This window comes from Amycolatopsis antarctica (assembly GCF_002262875.1).
Taxonomy (GTDB): Bacteria; Actinomycetota; Actinomycetes; order Mycobacteriales; family Pseudonocardiaceae; genus Amycolatopsis; species Amycolatopsis antarctica.
Genome location: NZ_NKYE01000012.1, coordinates 131,237 through 152,759 on the forward strand (window position 1 = coordinate 131,237; position 21,523 = coordinate 152,759).

A 21,523-nucleotide genomic window follows, 5' to 3' on the forward strand; every position below is an offset into this window, starting at 1 on the left:
AAAGTAATTCGAACGACGGTTGAACTTTGAGGGCATATCGGCAACTCGAATGTAATTGGCCTCCATGGTAATAACCTCACCGACGGTCCGCGAATCGGCCCCCCGGTGAGCGCACCCCGCCGCCGGTGGAGCCGATGACGACGAGAACCGGCCACGCTTGCGCTGGTCACGACCGTGAACCCGGCCGGATCGCGCACGCCGGGCGCGTCCTGGATGCCCCAAGCGCATTGACCCGGCACCCCGCTCCGACGCCGGAGGGTAACCGTTCCGCTATTGCGAGTTCGCACGTTCGTGCGGAATTCACCAACCGGGAACAATCGCACGCCCAGGTGGACCGAATATCCGCCGCCCCGAAAGCCGCGCCCGTCCGGCTTGCACGGTCGGTGATGTGCGTGATCTTGGTCACGTACGGGTGCGTACCGGCGCAGTTTGCGCAACACGACCCAGTCGGGTGACCGTCGACACATCCGGTCGTCGTCGGCCGAACGCTCAGGACACCTCGGCCGGACCGCACCCGTCCGGTCGAACACCTTGCGCTTCCGGGCACGCGGACTGCATGCTCGCGTTCATGATCGTACGGAAGGACGACCGCACCCCCCTCCGGTGAGCCCGTCACACGAGCCCCCGGTGCTGCGGCCGGGCACCCCGGCCGATTCCGGACCCGGTGGTCACGGCACACCCGGCGAGCGGATCGCCACCGAACTCGTCGGCCACCTGGACCCGCTGCCGTTCTCCCGGCGGGGCCGCGCACTGAGCGTCCGCGCGAGAGAGCTCCCCGAGGGCACCTACGCGGCGACGCACGCGGCGCTCCGCCGCGGCGACCCGCCACGGCGCGTACTTGCGCTCCAGTTCGCCGTGGCCCGCCGCGATCTGGACGCCGTGGCCGCAGCGCTGGCGGACCCAGCGGTGCGCCGACGAGCCCTCGCCGCGACGATCAGACTGCCCGTCCCGGACTCGGTCCTGCGGGAGTTCGTCCTGGACGCCGCCCCCGCCGACCGCCGGGCCGTCTACGGGGTGCTGCGCCGGTCCCGCCGCAGCGCGCTCGCCGACGAGTTGCTCGCCGAGATGCACCGGCGCCACGGCCGGGCCGACACCGCGGCTCTGCTGCCCGCCTGCTCCGCCGCGGTGGCCGAACGCTGGGTGCGGGTCCGCGGGCAGGACACCGCGACCCTGCTCCGCCTGGTCCGCACGGCAGCCGACGCCGTCGTCACCGCGGTGCCCGGCATGCTGGCCGCCCGGCTACCGGGCCGTCCCCTGCCCGCCGAGCACAGGACGCTGCTCGCCCTGCTGGCGCCGCGGCGTCCGGCCGCCGTGCTCGCCGCCCTGGCCGCGGACCAGGCACACAACGACGTGCTGCACATACCCGGCGTCCTCCCCGCGCTGCTCACCGAACCCGAGGCGTTACTGCGAGAATTCGGCGGCAGACGAATGCTGAACGGTCACTGCCCGGTCACGCTGCCGCCACGCGCCCGGCGCGCCATCGCCACACTCGCGGCGCCCGAGGTGGCACGGCTCGGCCTGCTGTTCGACCAGGGCTCGATCCGCGCGGCCCTGCTCGCGGCGAGGCCGGACGGCGAACGGCGGCGGATCGTCGAACTGGCCTACGGCGAGACGCTGACCGCCGACCTGTCCGCGGCGGAACTCCGCACCCTGCCGAGGGCCGACCGGACGGAGCTCGCCGGCCGGATCCTGGCACGGCCCGATGTTCACGAGCAGAGCTGGCGCCGTCTCGCGATCACCGCCACGCTGCCGTTCGCCGAAGCGGAGGAGTTCCTGCGCGAGGCGACCTCCAGCCACCGCTACCGGCAGCGCACGGTCGCCTGGGAAGAGATGCTGCGGTGCGCCGCGCTGGATGGCGCCCCGGAGACCTTTCCGCGCGCGGTGGCAGGTGCCGGGCGGGCGTGGCACGACCAGGACATGGTCCGCGGGGCCGCGCTGCGCGCGATCTCCGAGGCACCCCGGGCACTGCTCGCGACGCTGCCGCCGGAGTCGCTCGGCGAGATCGTCGCGGCGTGCACGACTGCCCGGGACACCCGACGGACAACGCTTCGCACGCTCGCGGACCTGCTCGCGACGGTCCTGCGTGTACGCGCCGCGCGCGGCGTCGTCGAACAGACCGACCGGTTACGGTCCCTGCTCGCCCGGGTGTGGAGCGACCGCCGGACCGCCGCGAGCGGGCCACCGGCGGTCCACCCGCCCGCGGGGTGGACCGCCGGTGAGATCTGGCGGCTACGCCGGGCGCGGGTGCTGCGTGAGGCCGCCGGAGGACGGTACGCCGAGGCGCTGCGACTCGGCGGCCTGCTCGGGCGCACGCTAGGTGACGTCCCGGAACTCGACGATCTGGTCGGCCGGATCGCTTGCGCCGCAACCACTTCGACCGAAGATCGGGTGGAGGCCGCGGCCGCCTGGATCGCCCCGCCGGGTACCAGGGAGAGCAGGGCAGCCGAGCTGGTCGCCGCGGATCCGTCGCTCGGTGCCCTCGACGCCGTCTGGCCGGTGGTCGCGACCCGGCGTACCGATCTGCTCGACAGCGTGCTCGACGCGCGGACGGCGCTCCCGCCGATCGCGGAGGGGCGGCGTGGCCGCTGGACCGAGACGCAGCGCTCCCGAGCCGCGGAGCAGGCACGATCCGTGGCCGGCGACCCCGATGCGGAACTGCCGGAACGTGCGGCCGCGGCCGCGCTGGTCCGCGACCCCGCCGTGCTGAGTGACCTTGCCCGCTCGGCTCCGCAGCCGGTCGCGGCGGCGGCGCTGGGCGCGCTGGCCCGGCGGGCACCGTCGGACATGTCCCTGCCGATCCTGCTCGCCCACGCGGACGCCCCCTCGGGCGCGACGGCGCGAGCGGCGGTCCGCTCGCTCGGCACCGTGCTCGCGAACCTGCCCGGAACCGAGGCCACGGAACGCCTGCGCGCGGTGCTGAACTCGCCCCGCGCCGGGGTGGGAGCGGCCAAGGAGGCCGCGCGCCTCATCGCCGCGCTCCGCCCACCCGGCGCGATGGAGGTACTGACCGAGGCCTTCCGGTCCGTATCCCATCGAGACGTCCGGGCCGCGGTCGCCGCCGCCGCGACGGCGTTCGCGGGCGACGACGATCGCGTTCCCGCACTGCTCGACGAGGCGCTACGCGGACCTGCCGCCGTCCGGGCGGCAGTGCTCGCCGTGCGGCCCGCCGCGTACCAGCGACCGGTACTGGCCCGCGCCGTCGCCGCGGCGATGGACGATCAGGACGCCGAGGTAGCGGGCGACGCGGTCATCGCGTACCGGGACCGGTGGCCGGACGCGCCCGGCGCGGCTGCCGGACTGGTCCGGCACATCCTGGGTAACTCGGATTCGCACCGGTCGCGGACCGCCGCGGCGACCTACGTCCAGATCGCACGCGGCACCGGCGATCCCGGACCGGTGGTCGCGGTCGCCGCCGAACTGGGCCGGACGGCGAGCACCGGCGAATCCGGCCCGGCGCGACGGCTACGGGAACTGACGTCGGTGATCTCGACCGACCACGGCGTACCGGACGACGTGGTCGCCGAGACGACCATGCTGCGCGCCGTGGCGGACGCCTGCCGCTCGTGCGGGCTGAACGCGGCAGCGGTGCCGCCGCTGTGGCGGATCGCGACGCTCTCGCTGTCCGGCTTACCGGCCGATCCCGTGGAGACCGGCGCCTGGGACGAACTCGTCGCCGCCATCGACGAGCGCCCCTACCGGTTCGCGGCCACGCATCCGGTAGCGCCGCGAGGAGTGGAGTCCTCGACGCTGCTGAGCGTCGCCGACCACCTGCTCGCCCTGCCGGGTTCGGTGCCGGGCCTGCTGGCCTCCCGGCTGCTCGGCGTGTTCGCGGGCCCGGCGAACAGAGACGGATGGAGCGCGGATCTGCGGGCACGCCTCGTCCTGGTCCGTGCACATCACGATCCGGACGTCCGGGAATCCGCGAATGAGGTCCGCTTCTCCGGGGCCGCCTACCGGCCGTTGCCCTGAGCCTCCATCCATCCGTCCACAGTGGACTCGGTGCTTCTCAGGTCCGTCGCGTGCCGCGATCGTCCACAGCCAGCCGACGGCGCTGCCGTCCACCGCCTTGCCCGCGACCCGTCCGCCGCCCGCCACACCGCCAGGTAGGTCCCCTGCAGCACCTCGGCCACCACCTGCTCGTCCGCGCAGCGGCGGCGCAGGCGCACGGTCAGCCAGGGCGAGGTGCGGCGGTACAACTCCTCGAACGCCGATCGGTCACCCGTGGCGATCAGGCGCACGAGGGCCGCCTCGTCCGCCTCCCCGATCGTCACACCGGTTCGTTTCACACCCGGCAAGACGCCGTGCCCTCCTGATCGGTTCTCCGGCCATGCTGACCTGCGCCACATATCGTGCGCCGGCCCGCCCTTCGCGCGCACATCTACTGTGGACGGTCACCCGGCCGGTTTCCCGCCCCGGTGGCCGGGTAGCCGTACCGGAGAGCGCACCGGCCACGGCGAAGGAGAACCCTGATGCACGCCGAACCAGGACGACGAGGAACTGCGCAACCAGCAACCCGAGATCGCCCGCCCGGGTCCCCAGGCCGGGCGCGAGGACGTGGCCTACGACGGTTCCGCCGCGGACGAGGACGTCTACGAGCCGGGCGACGGGCAACCGCCGCGGGGCGTCGAACGCGGGGCCAACGCGGGCAGCCAGGTCATCGGTGAGATGCGCGAACGCGGCGAGGACACCGACTGACCGGGGCCGGCGGCGGGCTCAGCCGAGTCCGTCGAGCTTGCGCCGCGCCACGTCCTCGGCGAGTTCGGCACGGTCGGCCCGGCGCCGAGCCTCGGTGACCCCGCGCCCGGCGTCCGTGGCGGCACGTTCCGCCTCCTCGACGCGCAACCGTGCCTGGGTGAGCGCCTCGGCCGCGTCCTCCCGCCTGCGGTGCGCCTCGGCCAGCAGCTCGTCCGCCTCGGCCCGTTCGATCTCGGCGCTGTCCAGTGCGGAACGCGAACGCTCCACCGCTTTCCGGTGCTCGGCTTCCCGCCGCCGCTCAGCGGCCCGCTCCTTCTCCGCCCTGGCCCGTGCCGAGGGCGACTCCTCGCCCCCGGCGGGCTTCGGTGCCCGTGCCGCGGGCGGAGGCGACGAGGCCCCGAAGGGCGCCGTGGTGCCGGGGTCCGCGCTCAGCCACATGGCCGACAGGTCCGCGGTCAGCCCGGTGCTCAACCGCCCGGCGCGCACCTGGTCGGCCACCCCGGCATCGGTCACCGCCGCGTCGAGGGTGTCGTGTGCCTCCCGGGCGGCCGCCTCCCCCACGCCGGTGCCCGCGAGTTCCCGGACGCGACCGCCGAGTTCGCGCAGCAGTGCGCCGCGTTCCCTGGCCAGCGTCCGCAGCCGGTCGCCCGCCAGCTCGGCCTGAGCGGCGCGCAGCCGGTCACCGAGCCGGCGCAGTTCGGCGACATCCTCCGGGTGCTCCCTGGCGAGCCGGTTCACCAGCCATGCGGCCACAGTGGGCTTGCGCAGCGCACGCAGGCGCTCGGCCAGCTCGCGGTCGCCCTCGTCCCTGGCGCGGCGCACCGCTTCGTCGCGGGCGGTGACGAACTCCGAGCGGTCCACGGCGTAGATCTCGTCCGCGGCCGAGTCGAAGTCCACCGCGGCGCTCAGCTCGTGCGGGAGGCCGCGTACGCGAGGATCGCCGCGACGTCGGCCCTGCCCTCGGCGACCGCGCGCGCCAGTTCGGTGAGCCGGAGGTTGCCCGCACGCGCATAGCCGCGCAGGGCGGCGAACGCCTGCTCCATGTCGAGCTGCTCACTGTGCGCGGCGATGACACCCTTGGCCTGCTCGATGATCACCCGGGTGTTCAGCGCCGTCCGCAACTGCTCGACGACGGTCTCGCTGCGGCCGATCGCACGCTGCTGCAGGATCCCGATGGTCGCGATGTCGGCCATCGCCTGGCCGAGCTGGGCGGTTCGCGGGCCGATCCCGTCGGACCGGTCACCGAGCAGCGTCAGTACCCCGATGACCTGTTTGCGCAACCGCATCGGCAACGCCTGTGCGGAGGTGAACCCGGCTTCGAGCGCCGCCGGGACGAAACTCGGCCACCGCTGCGCGTCCGCGGCCAGATCCGTGCTGGAGACCGGGCGTCCGGTGTGCACACAGTCGATGCAGGGCCCATCGGATGCCTGCACGGCGAGCAGTTCGAGCACCTGCACACGTTCGGAGGACGCCGCGGCCACCCGCAGGCCCTCACCGGGATCGGCCAGCACGACGCCTGCCTCGCTCACGTCGAGCAGGTAGACAGACCTCTCCACGAGCGACCACAGGAAGTCGAGCAGATCGAACTCGTCGACCAGGGTGTCCGCCAGGCCGACGAAGGTCTGCGTGAGGCGTTCGTCCCACGCCTGGTCTGCCGTTGCTGCGGCGGGTTCGGACGGGCTGGCGGCCATGTCGTTCATTGTTCCATCTCCAGACGGAGTTCGCGGGCCACGATCTGCCTGGCCACTTCGTCGAGGGTCTGCTGGTTGGCGAACGCGTGGCCGCGGATGCGCAGCAGCGCCTCGTCCATGCCGACACCGAGCTGCACGGTGACGATGCCGGAGGCCTGGTGCACGGCGGCGTGGATGTCGGCCAGCCACGGCAGCGTCATGTCGCCGGGACCGTCGATGTCGTCGAGCACCGCGACGGTGGCCACCTCGGCCAGGAACAGGGCGTCGGCCAGTTGTTCGCGGTCCAGCGGCCCCGGCAGATCCCGGTGCAGGTCCAGAACTCCGAGCCGGATCGAGCCCACCTGCAGCGGGAAGGAGAAGACGGCCGCGACCCCGGCGATCGCGGCGCCCGCGGCGAAACCTGGCCACCGGTCCGCCTCGACGGCCATGTCCGGGACGAGGACCGGCCCGCCGGTCCGGTACGCCTCGTGGCACGGGCCCTCGCCGACCGTGCGGTGCAGGTCTGCCACCCGGGCGATCTCGGGGCCGGTGGCGTGGACCAGTCCGTGCCCGCTGCCGAGCGGGCGGCCGCCCATGATGGTGAGCGCGGCGCCGGTCACCGGGATCTCGGTCACGCACAGGGCGCAGACGCGGGCCGGGAGCGCGGCCGCCCCGCCGATTCCGGCGTCGAGCAGCACGGAGAGCCGCTCCCGCCGTGCTGCGGACACGACCCACCTCCACCGCCACCGCACCCGGGGCCATGACGTATGCCCGCCACGACCACCGCCGGCCACGGAGGTGGGACCCACCCTACGAGATCGGACCGCACGCGGCGCACGAGCGCGTGGCCGTGTCCCGGTGACGTCCGCGGCGCCGTGCGGGGCAGTACTGTCGGCCGGGCCGCACGCCCGCCACCGCACGAAGGAGCGTCAGTCCTGTACACGCCGACAATCCCCCGCAGCTCCGGACGACCCGGCCTCCCGGCACCCGGGGGGCGCCGGTGAACGGGCACGCGGCCGAAGGGCCGATCGTCGTCGCCGGTGCCGGACAGGCCGGTTTCCAGGTCGCGCTTTCTTTGCGGGACAAGGGTTTCACCGGACCACTGACACTGGTGGGCGAGGAACACGGACTGCCGTACCAGCGCCCGCCGCTGTCCAAGGCGTACCTCGCCGGGGCCGCCGAGCGCGGTGCGGTGACCCTGCGCGCCCAGGAGTTCTTCGACGATCGCGGCATCGAGCTGCGCCACGGGCATCCGGCCGTCGCCATCGACACCGGTGCCCGCGCGCTGCGGCTGGCCTCCGGTGCCGCGTTGGAGTACGCGCATCTCGTGCTGGCCACCGGTTCCCGGGCGCGGGTACTCGACCTTCCCGGCACCGGGCTGGACGGTGTCCTGCTGCTGCGCACGCTCGCCGACGCCGACACCCTGCGCACCCGCCTCCGGGAGCCCGCGCGGGTGGTGATCGTGGGCGGCGGGTTCATCGGACTGGAGACCGCCGCCTTCGCCGCGGCGGCAGGGCACTCCGTCACGGTCGTCGAGGGGCTGGACCGGGTGCTGGCCAGGGCCGTGGCACCGGAACTGTCCGAGCACGTGGCCGCGGTACACCGGCACCACGGCTGCGCCGTGCTGCTGGGGCGCGGGGTGACCGCGATGCACGGCGACGGCGAGGGCCGGGTGAGCGCGGTGGAGCTGACCGGGGGCGAACGGATCGAGGCCGACGTGGTGCTGGTCGGCGCCGGGGTACTTCCCAACGTCGAACTGGCCGCCACGGCGGGACTTCCGGTGGACGACGGCATCGTCGTCGACGAGCGGTTGCGGACGGCGGACCCGCGGATCAGCGCCATCGGTGACTGCGCCAGCTATCCCAGTCCGTACGCCGGGTGCCGGACGCGGCTGGAGTCGGTGCAGAACGCCGTCGACCAGGCCCGGTTCCTCGCCGGCTCGCTCACCGGCGAGGAGCACGGCCCCTACCGCGCGGTGCCCTGGTTCTGGACCCACCAGTTCGACATGAAGATCCAGATGGCCGGGATCGGCGGTCCCGGTGACGAGCGGGTGGTCCGGGGCGACCCCGCACAGGGCCGGTTCTCCGTCTTCCGCTTCGACGGCGACAGGCTGGTTCGCGTCGAATCGGTGAACCGGATGCCCGACCACATGGCTGCCCGCCGGCTCCTGGCCGGGGAACGCCGCCCCGGCCAGGAGCAGGTCGCCGATCCGGACTTCGACCTCAAGGCGTTCGCGGCGGGCTGAGCAAGGCCGCTGGGTAGGGTCGGGTGGGTGAGCGAACCCGTGGACCGCCCCGGCCGCCGAGCCACGGCGCGTCTCTACATCGACCGGCCGATCCGGGTGAAGGCCCGGATCTTCCTGCTGGTCTTCGCGGTGGCGCTGGTGATCGCGATCGTGGACGCGGTGCGCCTCGGCGGACCGGCCTGGCTGTTCGTCCTGGCCGGGCTGGTGGCGGGTGGCGCGGTCGGGATGTTCGCGAGCCGGATGACGCACCTGCGCTGGGACGGTTTCGCCCGCAAGGTCGTCGGCAGGATCGACGCGATCGGCGCGGTGGTGCTGGTGCTCTACCTGCTGTTCTCGGTGTTCCGCTCGCGGATCGTCGATCTGTGGGTACACGGGCCGGTGGGCGGGGCGACGAGCGTGGCCGTGCTCGCCGGGGTCATGGCGGGCCAGGTGCTCGGCATCCGGTACGGCCTCAAGCGCATGTACCAGGCCTGGAAGGGTGCCCAGCCGCCGGAGTGAGCGGCCGGGAGTTCTTTCGGTTCTCGGTGAAGACGTTGCCAGCGCGGCCGCTCTGCGGAATCGTGTCGGTGGTACGGGCGCCGAGGTGCGCCGACGACTCTGGGAGGACACGACGTGAGCAATCCGTTCGACGACGAGGACGGCACGTTCAAGGTGCTGGTCAACGACGAGGGGCAGCACTCGCTGTGGCCCGCGTTCGCGGAGGTGCCCGCGGGCTGGACCGTCGTCTTCGGCGAGGACTCCAGGCAGGCCTGCCTGGAGTACGTCGAGACGAACTGGACCGACATGCGGCCGAACAGCCTGATCCGGCAGATGGAGGCCGACGCGGGCTGATCAGCGCCTGCCGCGGAACCCGGCGAACCGCGGCAGCAGGGGTGCGGCGGTGCGGCCGCGGATCGCGCCCCACCACACCCCGGCCCCGTAGGCGAGATCGTCGAGCCGGTGCAGCACCAGGTAACGCGCCGGGTCCAGTGCGCCGCGGTGCCGGTACCAGTCGGCCAGGCCCTCGGCCAGTGCGGCGGCCAGCACTGCTCGCCGCGTCCGCCGGGACACGCAGGCGGTGAGCAGTGCGAGCGGCCACCAGTGCCGGGTGAGCACCGCGGCGGACTGCCAGACGGCACCGCCGAGCGCCATCGCGTTCAGGCGTGCGGCGGTGCTCAGCGGCCGTGGCCGGGCGTGCAGTGAGCGGCCGAGCCGCCAGGTCGCCACGGCGCCGACGGCCGCTGCGGCCAGAACCCCCCGGCGCCGCTGGGTGCCGAGCAGCACGCAGGCGGCGGCCGCCCACAACGGCAGGTTGACCGGCGGCACCGTGCCCGGGTGGCGCACGGCCAGCGGTGCCGCGCCGGTGCCGTAGAACGCTTTGCGGGCCAGCCACGGCAGGAAATGGTCGCGGTGCTCGTGGGCGACCAGCGCGGACGGGTCGTAACGCAGCCGCCAGCCCGCCGCGTGCAGCCTGCAGACCAGCTCGACGTCCTCGGCGACCGTCATGTCCTCGGCGAATCCGCCCGGTGCGGCGGCGACCCGCACGGCGAGGGCCGCGCTGGGCACGTAGGCGACCCGGGTCCGGGGCACCACGGGTGCCTCGTGCGGCCCGAGATCCAGTGAGGACCGCACCCGTTCGTAGGCGGCCAGCGCACCGCGCTCGGCACCGAGGCCGACGATCCGCGGCGCGGCGAGGCCGACCGCGGGGTCGTCGAAGTGGGCGAGCAGCGGCGGCAGCCAGCCGGGCAGCGGTACCACATCGGAGTCCAGGAACACGGCGATGTCGTTGCGTGCCAAGGAGAAACCGGTGTTCCGGGCGGCCGCCGGACCGCGGCTGGCGTCGTGCCGGACGACCCGCGACCCGGCGGCGGCCCTGCGGACGGCGAGAGCGTCGGCCGAGCCGTCGTCGACCACCAGGATCTCCGAACCGGGCGGGAGCGTGCCGTGCAGCGCGCCGAGCAGCCGAGCGAGCCCGGCGGGGCGGTCGCGGACCGGGACGATCACCGACACCGGGCGCAGCACGCCGGACAGCCGGGGATGCGCCACACCGGCGTCCAGCAGGCTGCGGGCGAGCCGCCCGCTGACCGGACCGGCGACCGTGCAGTCCTGGCCGGTCAGCAGCGCCCGCGCCGCCGGCGAGAGCCGCAGAATCCTCGGCGGGGCGCCACCGAGGAGGGTGTCGGCGGACAGCCACTCGACGCGGGCGTCCAGGCCGACCGTGAACCCGCCGGGCAGTTCCTCGTTCATCGGCTTCCCGTTCATCCGGTGAAGCCGCCGTCGGCGTGGACGACGCTGCCGGTGATCGCCCCGGACTCGGCCCGGCAGAGCCAGGCGACCACGGCGGCCACCTCGGCCGGGTCGAGCAGTCGCTCGACGAGCTGGTGACCGGCGAACCCGTCCACCTCGCCGAGCCCGTAGAGCGCGGCCGTCGCGGCGAGCATCGGGGTGTCGGTGGAGCCCGGGGACACCGCGACCGAGGAGACGCCGGTGCCGCGCAGGTCCGCGGCAAGGCCGCGCACCAGGCCGAGGACCGCGTGTTTGGCGGCGTTGTAGGCGGCCAGGTGCCACAGTCCCCGGTGCGCGGCGGCGGAGGCGAGCGCGACGAACCTGCCGGTTCGCGGCTCCGGTGCGGCGAGCATGACCGGCACGGTCGCGCGGGCGAGGTTGAGCACGCCGCGCACCCCGGTCTCGAACAGTGCGTCCCACTGGGTGTCGGTGGTCTCCCACAGTGGGACTCCCCCGGCGATGACGGCGGCCGCGGCGACGGCGGCGTCCACCCCGCCGAACTCCTGCCGGGCGACCGCGACGGCACCACGGAGCGCATCGGCGTCCCGGACGTCGGCCACGACCTCACGCACCCGGCCCGGCCAGGCCCCGGCGAGCGAGGCGAGCTCGGCGCGGGAGGCGAGCGGATAGCCGAGCCCGGCGTCGTCGGAGCAGACGTCCACGGCGACGACCTGCCAGCCGTCCGCGGCCAGGCGCTCCACGACGGCGCGGCCGATGCCGCGGGCCGCGCCGGTGACCACCGCGACCCGGCTCATCGCAGCCGCCCGTCCGGGCCCGGCTCCCAGCGCCGCAGTGCCGCCGCGAGCGCGGCGCGCATCGCGGCCAGCAGCCGGGCACCGTCCTGCGCGGTGGCGGCGGTGGGATCGCCGAGCACCCCGGTCGGGCTCACCGTGCGCAGGGCACCCTGCCGCAGCCGGGGCAGCAGCTCGGGCAGCGGCTCGGTGTTGCCGGGGCGCAACCGGGAGGAGCGCACCGCCGAGGGCTCGATCGCGAGCAGCAGCGCGGTCTCGGACGCGCCGGCGTGCGGGTCGGAACCGCTGACCGCGCAGGGGAACCAGGCCGTGTCCCGGCCCTCGTAGCGCAGCAGCCGGACCGCGGCGGTGAGCGCGGCGAGGTTGCCGCCGTGCCCGTTGACGAACACCAGCCGCCGAGTCCAGGTGCAGGCCGAGCGGCCCAGTTCGACCAGCAGCTCGCGCATCGCGTTCTCGCCGACTGACACCGTGCCGGGGAACGCCTGGTGCTCACCGGATGAGCCGTAGGCGATCGGCGGGCACAGCAGATGCCGGCCGCCGGCACCCTCGGCCACGGCGGTCGCGATCCGGGTGTCGGTGTCCAGCGGCAGGTGCGGCCCGTGCTGCTCGCAGGAACCGACCGGCACCAGCAGCACCGGCGGCCGCGTCTCGTCGAGCTCGGTCCAGGTGTGTTCGGCGAGTGCGGACGCCGGGCCGGGCCACGGCGTCATGTCAGGTAGCCGTGCTGGCGCAGGAACGCGAGCAGTTCGTCAGCGGCGGCGTTCGCGTCGGCCGGGTAGGTCAGCCGGGGCGGCTCGCGTTCGACCAGTGCCCCGGTGAGCGCGAGCAGCCGGGCGTTCGGGTTCTCGCCCACGGGAGCCGGGACGCGACGGGTCCGCGGCCGGAAGGCGTGGGTGCCGACGGTGCGCACCCGGTCCGGTGTGGACGGTTCGCTGCCGGTGAGGCCGAGTTCCGCGTGCCGGGCGGCCAGTACGGCGGGCAGCGGGGCCCGGCGGAGCCGGACGTTGGCGGGCTCCACGGAGCAGACGGCGGGCGGGGCGAGGGCGAGCCGTTCGCGCCGTCCGCCGTCGAGTCGCCGCTGGGCCACCACCCTGCCCTGGTCCCAGTCCAGGTGCAGTACACCGAGGGCCTGCGGCAGCCCCAGCATCGCCGCCAGGAATCCCGGTGTCGCACCGGTTCCCCGGTCGGCCGAGTGGTCGCCGCACAGTACGTAGGACGGTTCGCCGCAGTGCGCGCGGACGAGGCCGGCGAGTGCGGTGGCGGCGCGGCGACCGTCGTCGAGCGCGGACTCGGCCAGCGGCGCCCGCCATGCGCTGCTCGCACCGGCGGCCAGCGCGCGGCGCAGCACGGTGTCCGCGGCCTCCGGTCCCGCGGTCACCGCGACGCAGTCGCCGTCCATCGCCTCGGCCAGCCGCAGCGCGTGTTCCAGCGCGCACTCGTCGGCGGCGGTGAGGCCACTGGTCGGCGTGCCGGTGTGCACGGCACCGGTCAGCGGGTCCACCCTGGGGCTCAGGTCCACCCAGCGCAGCGCGGCCACGATCACCGGAGGGCTCATCGCGTCATCCCTTCCGGAAGGTGACGCCCTCGCCACCGTCGGGATAGGTCCAGGTGATGGCGCCCTCCTTGTTGCAGAGCAGGTAGCAGGTTCCGCATTCGAAGCACTGCTCGTAGTTGAACAGGATGACGCCGTCGTCGGTGGGCACGAACAGGTTCGCCGGGCAGGCGTGCACGCACTCGCGGGTGGTGCACGACCGGCAGACGTCCGAGTCCACCTCGATGTGCGCGCGGTCCGACACCCGGAAGTCCACAGTGGACATCCGATCCTCGAACGAGACCTCGGGATAGTCGCTCATCGTCTCCACCTCATCCGTACGCCCGTAGTCCGGCGACGGCGTCCTTGGCCAGGTCGCGCATCCGCACGCCGTGTTTCTTCGCACTGCGCCGCAGCAGTGCGCGCATACCCGGTTTCGGTTCCGGGTTGGTCACCTGGAACACCCCCTCGAGAAGGTCGCAGATCATCGCCGGATAGCGGTTCTGCACCCGGTCACCGAGCAGCAGTTCGGGTGCCCTGGCGAGCTTCTTGTGGTCGGCCAGCACGAAGGTGTCGCGCAGCGAGCGTTCGTAACCCGCCAGCCCGGCGGCCGATGTGTCCCCTGTGGACAGTGCGGCGGCGGCGGCGCGCCCGGCGTACATGCCGGATCCGATCGCGAAGTTGACGCCCTCCAGCCAGATCCCGGCGGCCAGGCACATGGCGGCGGCGTCGCCGGTGACCAGGATGCCGTCGTCGGTCAGTTTCGGCATCGTGTGGTAACCGCCCTCGGGGATGAGGTGTGCGGAGAACTCGGTGATCTCGCCGCCGCGCACCAGTGGCGCGATGGCCGGGTGCCGTTTCAGGTCGGCGATGATCTCCTCGGGACGGATGCCCGCTTTGCCGAGTTCGGTCAGGCCGAGCACCACGCCGATGCTCACGGAGTCCAGGTTCGTGTAGAGGAACCCGCCACCGGGGATGCCCCGGGTGCAGCCGACCATCTCGATATCGACGCCCTCCCGGCCGCGTACCGCGAACCGTTCGTCGATCGTCTCCCTCGGCAGTGCCAGCGTTTCCTTGACCCCGAGGGTGGTGTGCTCGACCTGCCCGTCCGGGTACATGCCCGCCTCCTTGGCCAGGAAGGAGTTCACGCCGTCGCAGGCGATGACGACCGGTGCGGTGAGGTCGCCGTCGGGGCGGTCCGTGCGCACGCCGACGATCTCGCCGCGCACACCGCGCAACAGGCCGGTGACCACTGTGGACGTCAGCAGTTCGGCACCGGCCTGCTCCGCCTTCCCGGCGAGCCAGGCGTCGAACTCGCCGCGATGCGCGGTGGCGCCGTTGTACGGCGGCCTGCCCCAGGCTTCGGTGCGGAAGTCCACGGTCATCGACTGGGTCGGCGTCATCATCATGGTCTGCCGCCGGGTCACCCAGCGCTGCACGGGCGCCTGCTCCCACCATTCCGGGACGAGTTCGTCGAGCACGCGACCGTAGACCACGCCGCCGTAGACGTTCTTCGCTCCGGGGAAGGAACCGCGTTCCACCAGTGCGACCCGGTGGCCGGCGCGGGCCAGTTCCAGCGCGGCCGCCGAGCCGGCGGGTCCGGCGCCGACGACGACCGCGTCGAAGGTGGTGATACCGCCGCGCTCGCCCACGGTGGCCATGCTGGTGTGCTGGGCCGGTCCGGCGTGCTCAGCCATGCGCCGCCTCCTCCGCTCGCGCGGTCTCCTCGTCCGTCTCGGCCGGGGTGTCGCCGAGGCGGGCGGCGAGTTCCCGTAGTAGTTCGGTGGCGTCGGTGACGATGCCGAGGTCGGCCATGGCCGTCATCGGGCAGCTCGGGTCGAGGTTGACGCTGACCACGTGTGTGGGTGCGCCGAGACCGCCGATGTGCTGTGCGGCACCGGAAACGCCGAATGCGACGTAGAGTTCCGGGTCGACGACGACGCCGGTGGTGCCGATCTGCCGTTCGTAGGTGGCGTGTCCGGCGTCGGTCACCACCCGGGTCGCGCCCACGGACGCGGCGAGCGCGCTCGCGACCTGTTCCAGGAGTGCGAGGGCTTCGGTCCCGGCGGGTTCGGCGCCGCGGGTGAGTCCGGCTCCGGCGCCGAGGATCCGGGGAGCTTCGGCGAGGTCGGCGGTGCGGGGGTCGGGGGGCAGGACCTCGATCACCTCGGCGTCGCGTTCGGCGCCCGGTGTCCAGTCCAGCTCGGTGGTCTCGGCGGCACGGGCCGAATCTCCTTCGGGGGTGCGGGATCCCGGCAGCAGTGTGGCGACGAACGGCCCGGTGGCGTCGATCTCGGTGACCACGCGGGAACCCCAGCGGGCCAGCTCGGCACCGGAGGCGGTCACCTCGATGGCCCCGGCGAGCAGGGGCAGGTCGAGCACGTGGGCAAGCCGTGGCGCCAGGTCGCGTCCGTCCGGGGAGGCGGGCAGTAGCCAGGGGCCTTCCTCCTCGGCGAGCGGGCCCGCGGCGAGGGTGGCGATGCCGGACGCCCAGCGGCCGGGCGCGTAGTCGCCGGCCTCGGCCAGCCAGATCCGGGTGGCCGAGGCGAGTTCGGCGGCGGCCGTTGCGGTGCCGGAGCCGATGACGAGGGCGCGGCCTCCCGCTTCGGTCGCCGTCTCCTCTGCGCCGTGCGGCAGTACGCCCGAGCGGACGGGAACGACGGCGATCATACGGCGGCCCCGGCGCGGTGGCCTTCGATCACGGCGGCGTGCGCGCGCCGGGGGGTCAGGCAGTCTCCGGCACGGTGGGTCTCGTAGTCCGTTGTGGACAGTTCGGCCCAGAGCGCGTCGGCGGGCCGGGCGTGGGTGGCGCACACGACCCAGTCGGCGGTCATCTCCAGGTTCTCCCCGGTGGTGTGGCGCAGCACCTGGAGCCGTACGCCCTCGTCTTCGGGTTCGGCGCCGAGGACTACCAGGTCGGTCTGCTGGGCGATGTTCTTCGCGTCGGCGCGCACGTTCCAGGTCTCCATGTCGAGGGTGATGCCGAGGTCCTGGCCGACGACCATGCCGGAGGTGATGATGCGCACCGAGCAGCCCCGGTCGGCGAGAAGTTCGGCGACCGAGGTGGACTGGTGGAACCCGAGGTCGTCGAGCACGATGACCGTTCCCTGGGGTGCGGCGCTGCCGTCGAGTATCTGGCGGACGTCGACGATGCGGTCGAGTTCCCCAGCCCACCACGGCCGGTCCGGTTCGGCACCGGTGGCGAGTACGACGGCGTCCGGGTGTTCGGCGCGGATCAGGTCGGCGTCGGCGCGGACGCCGGTGCGCACGTCGACGCCGTAGCGCAGGCATTCGGCGAGCAGGTTGCGCACCACGTCGAGGAACTCGGCGCGGCTGGGGACGGTCGCGGCGAGTGCGACCTGGCCTCCGGTGCGCGGGCCGGCCTCCAGCAGGGTGACCTGGTGTCCGCGCTGGGCGGCGGTGGAGGCTGCCTGGAGTCCGGCCGGTCCGCCGCCGACGACGAGGACCCGCCGGGAGCGCAGGGTCGGCATCGGCAGCGGCGACCGGGTGCCGTTGCTGCCTGGTGCTTGCTTCGCGGAGGCGGCGTCGAACCCCGCCGACGCACGTTCTTTCGCGGAGGCGGCGTCGAACTCCGCCGACGCACTCTTCCCCGCGGAGGCGGCGTCGAACTGGGCTTCCCTTCCGGTGCGGGGGTTCTCGATGCAGCCGAGCCAGCGGTTGAGTCCCATCCGGCCGACGCATTCCTGGTTGCAGGACAGGCAGGTGCGGATGTCGTTGGGATGCCCGGCTTTCGCTTTGCGGGCGAAGTCGGCGTCGGCGATCTGCCCGCGGACGACGCCGACCAGGTCGCAGTGCCCGTCGGCGAGTGCCCGGTCGGCTTGGACGGGGTCCTTGAACCGGCCGACGCCGACGACGGGCAGGCTGACCTTTTCCCGGATCGCACTGGGGATGAACATCGCGTAGCCGGGCGGGATGTGCATCGAGGCTTCGATCATGTACAGGGTGGCGGTGGCGACGCCGATGGAGGTGTTGATGTAGTCGGCTTTCCCGGTGGCCTCGACCATGCGGGCGATCTCGACGGCCTCGTCGATGGTGGTGCCGCCCTCGATGAGTTCGTCGCCGCAGATGCGTACGCCGAGGGCGCGTGCGGGGCCGATTGCCTCGCGGACGACGTCGATGATCTCCAGCAGGATGCGGGCGCGGCCGTCGAGGGTGCCGCCGTAGGCGTCGGTGCGGATGTTGGTCGCCGGGGACAGGAAGCCGCGCACGATCGAGGAGTGTGAGCACTGGAGTTCGACGCCGTCGAAGCCGCCGGTGGCGCAGTGTTCGGCGACGAGGCCGTATCCGGCGACGATCTCCGCGATCTCGGCGAGGTTCACCGCTTTGGGCACTTCACGGAACATGGGGTCGGCGACGGGGCTGGGTGCCCAGACGGGGAGCCGGGAGTACATGCTCGACGCTTGGCCGCCGTTGTGGTTGAGCTGCGCGAGGATCGGCACGTCGTGGGCGTGCACGGCCTCGGTGATCCGCCGGTAGCCGGGGATGACCGTTTCGTGGAAGCCGTGGATGAGTTTCTCGTACGGCCAGTCGGTGGGGTGGGTGGAGTGTTCCTCGGTGATGATCAGCCCGGCTCCGCCCGCGGCGCGGGCGGCGTAGTAGCCGGCGTGCTGTTCGGTGGGCAGCCCGTTCTCGGCGTAGTTGGTCAGGTGCGCGGAGAACACGATCCGGTTGCGCAGGGTCAGTGGCCCGATCCGCATCGGTGTGAACAGGTACTTGTACCGGCTTCCGCTCATACGACACCCGCCGTTGCGGGCCGGGTGCCCGCGGGTTCGGCGGCACCCCTGCGCGGGGTGCGGGCGCCGACCGCCAGGGCTGCGCGCCTGCCTTCGAGGATCGCCTCGTACATGGTCCGGGGGGCGACGCAGTCGCCGGCGAGCGTGACGGCGTCGTGGTGCAGGGTCTCGTCGGGCAGCCGGTGCCCGCAGTCGATCAGCAGACCGCACGGGATCTCCCTGCGGGCTCCGGTGAAACGGTCCTCCAGCACGGCCGCCCCGGCACGGACCTCGCGCAGCAGTGACGACTTGTGCAGGGTGACGCCGGCGCGCTGGACGCGGCCGTTGGCGTCGGCGAGGTCGCCGGTGATGGCGAGCTGGGAGCCGATCACCTGGTCCTGGCTGACCAGTGCGGTGTCGTGGCCCTGCCCGGCGAGGAGTTCGGCGGTGCCGACACCGGCGGGCCCGCCGACTGGGTCGAACACGACGACGGGGCCGTCCGGCGGTGGTGCTCCGTCGCGGACGCCGGTGTAGAACTCGTGGTAGCCGAGCACGTCGGCGCCGGGTGCGAGGGTGTAGCCGCGTCTGCCGGCGACGCTGCCGGTGGCGACGACGATGCCGGTGCCGAGGGCGTTTTCCCGGGCGAGTTCGTCCCGGCTCACCTCGGTGTCCAGGCTGACGTCCACGCCGAGTTCGCCGAGTTGCGCGGTCAGCCAGTCCACCTGGCCGCCGAGCCGGGCCCGGCCGCCGACCAGAGCGGCGAGGCGCAGTGCCCCGCCGAGCGCGGTGCCGCGTTCGTGCAGCCGGACGTGGTGCCCGCGCAGGGCGAGTACGCGCGCGGCCTCCATGCCGGCGGGGCCGCCGCCGATCACCAGCACGTCCCTCGCCCGCTGGTCGGTGCCTTCCACCGGGGGGTCCTCGGTCTCGTGCCCGCTGCGGGGTTCCACGGACGAGCTGACGATGGGGTTGCGGTTGTCCCGCACCATGCAGCGCGCGTTGTCGAGTGGGCAGGGCCGCGGTGTCACGCCGTCGCGGGTCTTGCGTACGAGGTCGGGGTCGGCGATCTGTGCTCTGGTCATCTCGACGAGGTCGGCGACGCCCTCGTCGATCGCCCACTGTGCCTGTCCGGCATCGACGATGCTTCCCTGCAGTACGACGGGGACCGCGCCGCCGACGGCCTCGCGGACGGCGCGGCAGAGGCCTGCGTTGAAGCCGGGTTCGGTGTGCAGGTCGGGGCGGGTGGCGGACGCCCCCATCGCCGAGCCGCGGACGACGGCCAGGTAGTCGACGGAGGCGGCGAGGGCGGTCGCGTGTTCCACGGCGTGCTCGGGGGTGATCCCGGCCCAGGGGGCGAGTTCGTCGCAGGAGAGCCGCAGTCCGAGTAGGCGGTCGCCGAGTTCGCCGCGCACGGCGGCGATGACCGAGCGCAGCAGGGCGGCCCGGTCCTCGCCCCAGGAGTCGCCCCGCTGGTTGGTCAGTCCGGACAGGAACTGGCGGAGCAGGCTGAACTGGCCGGCGTTCAGCTCCACACCATCCACATCGGACTGTACGGCGAGACGGGCGGACGAGCGGAAGCCGTCGATCAGCGCCTCGATCTCGGCGTCCTCCATGGCGTAGGGCAGTTCCCTGCTGGCGACGTCCGGTACCCGGGACGGTGCCCACAGCACGTTCTGCGAGTACGCCGACGACCCCTGCGAGCCCGAATGTCCCAGTCCGGCCAGCACGAGTGTCCCGTGTGGACGGCAAGCGGCGACGACCTCGGCCCAGCCGGGGGCGCAGTCGGTGGCCAGCGGTGCGCGTTCGTACGGCCAGTCGGAGGTGTGCACGCTGGCCGTCTCGGTGACGATGACCCCGGCCCCGCCCTCGGCACGCCGCGTGTAGTACGCGACGTGCCGGTCGGAGATCTCCCTGCGGCGGGCCAGGTTCGTCTCGTGCGGCCCGAACACCACCCGGCTCGCGGCCCTCCGGCGGCCGATCGTGGACGGTTCGGTCAGGTCTCCCACGGTTCAGGCCAGGTCCGCGATCGGGCTGGTGTCGCAGGCCCGGTCCGGCACGCGGATCGCCGGGATACCGAGGGAGACCTGGGTCTTCTTCCGGCCGGTGCGGGAGTGGTCCTGGCTCGCTTTCGGCAGCGCGTTCGCCCCGCGTCCGGCCAGTGCCCGCTCACCGTGTCCCTGGACGCATTCCGGGTCCGGCCCTTCCAGTGGCAGGCCGGTGAAGAACTTGGCCGCCATGCAGCCGCCCTGGCAACTGTCGTAGGCCGGGCAGGAGTTGCAGATTCCTCCGGTCTGCGGTTTGCGAAGGTCGTTGAACAGCGCGGAATCGCGCCAGACGGTGCCGAAGCCGGAGGGGCGCACGTTGCCTGCCTTGAACACGTCGTGGATGGCGAAGGGGCAGGCGTAGACGTCGCCGACCGGGTCGATCAGGCACACCACGCGGCCGGCGCCGCAGAGGTTCAGTCCGGGCAGCGGTTCCGAGCCCAGTGCGTTGAGGTGGAAGAACGAGTCCCCGGTGAGAATGCCGTCCCCGTGGGCGACCAGCCATTCGTACAGTTCGATCTGCTGGGTCGGTGTCGGGTGCAGTTCGTCCCAGACATCGGCGCCCCGGCCGGAGGGCCGCAGCCGGGTGATGCGGAGCTGGGCGCCGAAGTCGTCGGCGATGCGTTTGAACTCGTCGAGCTGGGCGATGTTGTGCCGGGTCATCACCACCGAGATCTTGAAGTCCTTCATGCCCGCGTCGGCGAGGTTGCGCAGCGCGGTCATCGCCATGTCGTAGGACCCCGGCCCGCGGACGGCGTCGTTGACCTCGCGGGTGGCGCCGTCGAGGGAGATCTGTACGTCGACGTAGTCGGTGGCGGCGAGCCGCCGGGCCCGCTCGGGGGTGATCTTCACGCCGTTGGTGGAGAACTTGATGCCCACGTCGTGTGCGACGGCGTAGTCGAGAAGTTCCCAGAAGTCGGGGCGGACGGTGGGTTCCCCGCCGCCGACGTTGACGTAGAACACCTGCATCCGCTGCAGTTCGTCGATGACGGCCTTGATCTCGCCGGTGGACAGTTCGTCCGGATCCCGTCGCCCGGAGGACGAGAGGCAGTGCTCGCAGGCCAGGTTGCAGGCGTAGGTCCATTCCCAGGTCAGGCAGATCGGCGCTTCGAGGCCGAACTTGAACTGCTCGACGAGGGAGGGCACCCGTTCGGCTGTGGTCATGGTCCCTCCACGATCATGTCGGTGGCGGCCAGTGAGTCGAGGGCCTTGAGGAATCCGGCCTGGCGCTGCTCGGACAGTTCACTGGACCGCAGCGCCGCCCCGAGGCTGGGATGCTCGCCGAGACCGCGGACGAAATCGACCAGCTCGGGTGCCTTCAGGAACGAGAGCCTGCGATTGCCGAAGTGGTAGGCGAGCGCCCCGAACGGTTCGGGCCGCAGGGCGACGCTGGGGTTGAGGCGGTACCTCTTGTCCGGATCGAGGCTCATCGCGCGGCCTAGTAGACGCCGCACATGCCGTCGATGGAGACTTCCTCGACCAGGACCTCCTCGGTGACCGGAGCCTCGTCCACTTCCTGCTTCTCCTGCGGCATCGCGTCCTCCTCGTTCGTGCGTGGTCGGCCGAGAACGACGCTAGTGCCGCGAGGGCCCC

General features: G+C 73.0%; 21 protein-coding genes. 5 read left to right on the plus strand and 16 right to left on the minus strand.

Features of this window, described 5'->3' with window-relative positions; genetic code table 11:
• Positions 1-603: 603 nt before the first annotated feature.
• Positions 604-3,969, plus strand: a complete 3,366-nt coding sequence (locus CFN78_RS19230; RefSeq protein WP_133116387.1) for a hypothetical protein — start codon at positions 604-606, stop codon at positions 3,967-3,969.
• Here CFN78_RS19230 and CFN78_RS19235 read toward each other — a convergent pair.
• Complete coding sequence (locus CFN78_RS19235; RefSeq protein ID WP_240519547.1) at positions 3,951-4,271, minus strand: RNA polymerase sigma factor; 321 nt, start codon at positions 4,269-4,271, stop codon at positions 3,951-3,953. The genes CFN78_RS19230 and CFN78_RS19235 overlap by 19 nt on opposite strands.
• 283 nt (positions 4,272-4,554) lie before the next feature.
• Between CFN78_RS19235 and CFN78_RS29240 the strand changes: the two genes are divergently transcribed.
• The gene (locus tag CFN78_RS29240; RefSeq protein ID WP_165777621.1) at positions 4,555-4,695 is read left to right on the plus strand and encodes a hypothetical protein; all 141 of its coding nucleotides are present in this window, start codon (positions 4,555-4,557) and stop codon (positions 4,693-4,695) included.
• Positions 4,696-4,713: 18 nt separating this feature from the next.
• Here CFN78_RS29240 and CFN78_RS19240 read toward each other — a convergent pair whose 3' ends face one another.
• From CFN78_RS19240 to CFN78_RS19250, 3 genes are read right to left on the minus strand one after another with little or no spacing between them, the layout of a single operon-like run.
• Positions 4,714-5,592 (minus strand): hypothetical protein, encoded by an 879-nt coding sequence (locus CFN78_RS19240; RefSeq protein ID WP_094864234.1) that lies wholly within the window; start codon positions 5,590-5,592, stop codon positions 4,714-4,716.
• A gap of 8 nt (positions 5,593-5,600) precedes the next feature.
• Positions 5,601-6,386, minus strand: coding sequence for a GAF and ANTAR domain-containing protein (locus tag CFN78_RS19245; RefSeq protein WP_094864297.1), 786 nt, complete (start codon positions 6,384-6,386; stop codon positions 5,601-5,603).
• Between the two features lie 5 nt (positions 6,387-6,391).
• Positions 6,392-7,093: a GAF and ANTAR domain-containing protein gene (locus CFN78_RS19250; RefSeq protein WP_094864235.1), complete on the minus strand. Its 702-nt coding sequence runs from the start codon at positions 7,091-7,093 to the stop codon at positions 6,392-6,394.
• A 272-nt stretch (positions 7,094-7,365) separates the two neighbouring features.
• On the opposite strand from CFN78_RS19250, the gene CFN78_RS19255 reads away from it, so the two are divergent.
• The 3 genes from CFN78_RS19255 (at position 7,366) to CFN78_RS19265 (ending at position 9,441) form a co-directional block, all read left to right on the plus strand.
• Entirely contained in the window at positions 7,366-8,610 is a 1,245-nt protein-coding gene (locus CFN78_RS19255; protein WP_240519548.1) for an NAD(P)/FAD-dependent oxidoreductase, read from the plus strand.
• Between the two features lie 27 nt (positions 8,611-8,637).
• Positions 8,638-9,108, plus strand: coding sequence for a hypothetical protein (locus CFN78_RS19260; RefSeq protein WP_133116388.1), 471 nt, complete (start codon positions 8,638-8,640; stop codon positions 9,106-9,108).
• A gap of 114 nt (positions 9,109-9,222) precedes the next feature.
• A complete protein-coding gene (locus tag CFN78_RS19265) occupies positions 9,223-9,441 on the plus strand; it encodes an MbtH family protein (RefSeq protein WP_094864237.1) in 219 nt (72 codons plus the stop codon).
• Here the strand turns inward: CFN78_RS19265 and mftF are convergent, their stop codons facing one another.
• From mftF to mftA, 12 genes are read right to left on the minus strand one after another with little or no spacing between them, the layout of a single operon-like run.
• Positions 9,442-10,836, minus strand: coding sequence for a mycofactocin biosynthesis glycosyltransferase MftF (gene mftF / locus CFN78_RS19270; protein WP_165777622.1), 1,395 nt, complete (start codon positions 10,834-10,836; stop codon positions 9,442-9,444).
• 11 nt (positions 10,837-10,847) lie between these two features.
• A complete protein-coding gene (locus CFN78_RS19275; protein ID WP_094864239.1) occupies positions 10,848-11,630 on the minus strand; it encodes a mycofactocin-coupled SDR family oxidoreductase in 783 nt (260 codons plus the stop codon).
• Positions 11,627-12,337, minus strand: a complete 711-nt coding sequence (gene mftE / locus CFN78_RS19280) for a mycofactocin biosynthesis peptidyl-dipeptidase MftE (protein WP_094864240.1) — start codon at positions 12,335-12,337, stop codon at positions 11,627-11,629. Before mftE ends, CFN78_RS19275 begins: the two co-directional genes overlap by 4 nt.
• Complete coding sequence (locus CFN78_RS19285) at positions 12,334-13,182, minus strand: mycofactocin-associated electron transfer flavoprotein beta subunit (protein ID WP_205660571.1); 849 nt, start codon at positions 13,180-13,182, stop codon at positions 12,334-12,336. The genes mftE and CFN78_RS19285 overlap by 4 nt, the downstream gene beginning before the upstream one ends.
• Before the next feature lie 4 nt (positions 13,183-13,186).
• Positions 13,187-13,480 carry a ferredoxin family protein gene (locus tag CFN78_RS29555; protein WP_205660572.1) on the minus strand — a complete coding sequence of 98 codons (294 nt, stop codon included), beginning with the start codon at positions 13,478-13,480 and terminating at the stop codon, positions 13,187-13,189.
• 10 nt (positions 13,481-13,490) lie between these two features.
• Positions 13,491-14,855: an FAD-dependent oxidoreductase gene (locus CFN78_RS19290; protein WP_094864242.1), complete on the minus strand. Its 1,365-nt coding sequence runs from the start codon at positions 14,853-14,855 to the stop codon at positions 13,491-13,493.
• Positions 14,848-15,828: a mycofactocin-associated electron transfer flavoprotein alpha subunit gene (locus CFN78_RS19295; RefSeq protein WP_094864243.1), complete on the minus strand. Its 981-nt coding sequence runs from the start codon at positions 15,826-15,828 to the stop codon at positions 14,848-14,850. The genes CFN78_RS19290 and CFN78_RS19295 overlap by 8 nt, the downstream gene beginning before the upstream one ends.
• Positions 15,825-17,912, minus strand: a complete 2,088-nt coding sequence (locus CFN78_RS29870) for an oxidoreductase (RefSeq protein WP_094864244.1) — start codon at positions 17,910-17,912, stop codon at positions 15,825-15,827. The genes CFN78_RS19295 and CFN78_RS29870 overlap by 4 nt, the downstream gene beginning before the upstream one ends.
• On the minus strand, positions 17,909-19,894 hold the full coding sequence (locus CFN78_RS19305) for a mycofactocin system FadH/OYE family oxidoreductase 1 (protein ID WP_094864245.1): 1,986 nt from the start codon (positions 19,892-19,894) through the stop codon (positions 17,909-17,911). Before CFN78_RS19305 ends, CFN78_RS29870 begins: the two co-directional genes overlap by 4 nt.
• 3 nt (positions 19,895-19,897) lie before the next feature.
• Positions 19,898-21,094 (minus strand): mycofactocin radical SAM maturase, encoded by a 1,197-nt coding sequence (mftC, locus tag CFN78_RS19310; RefSeq protein WP_094864246.1) that lies wholly within the window; start codon positions 21,092-21,094, stop codon positions 19,898-19,900.
• Positions 21,091-21,360: a mycofactocin biosynthesis chaperone MftB gene (gene mftB / locus CFN78_RS19315; RefSeq protein WP_094864247.1), complete on the minus strand. Its 270-nt coding sequence runs from the start codon at positions 21,358-21,360 to the stop codon at positions 21,091-21,093. The genes mftC and mftB overlap by 4 nt, the downstream gene beginning before the upstream one ends.
• 8 nt (positions 21,361-21,368) lie before the next feature.
• Positions 21,369-21,464 carry a mycofactocin precursor MftA gene (mftA, locus tag CFN78_RS19320; protein WP_094864248.1) on the minus strand — a complete coding sequence of 32 codons (96 nt, stop codon included), beginning with the start codon at positions 21,462-21,464 and terminating at the stop codon, positions 21,369-21,371.
• Positions 21,465-21,523: the final 59 nt, after the last annotated feature.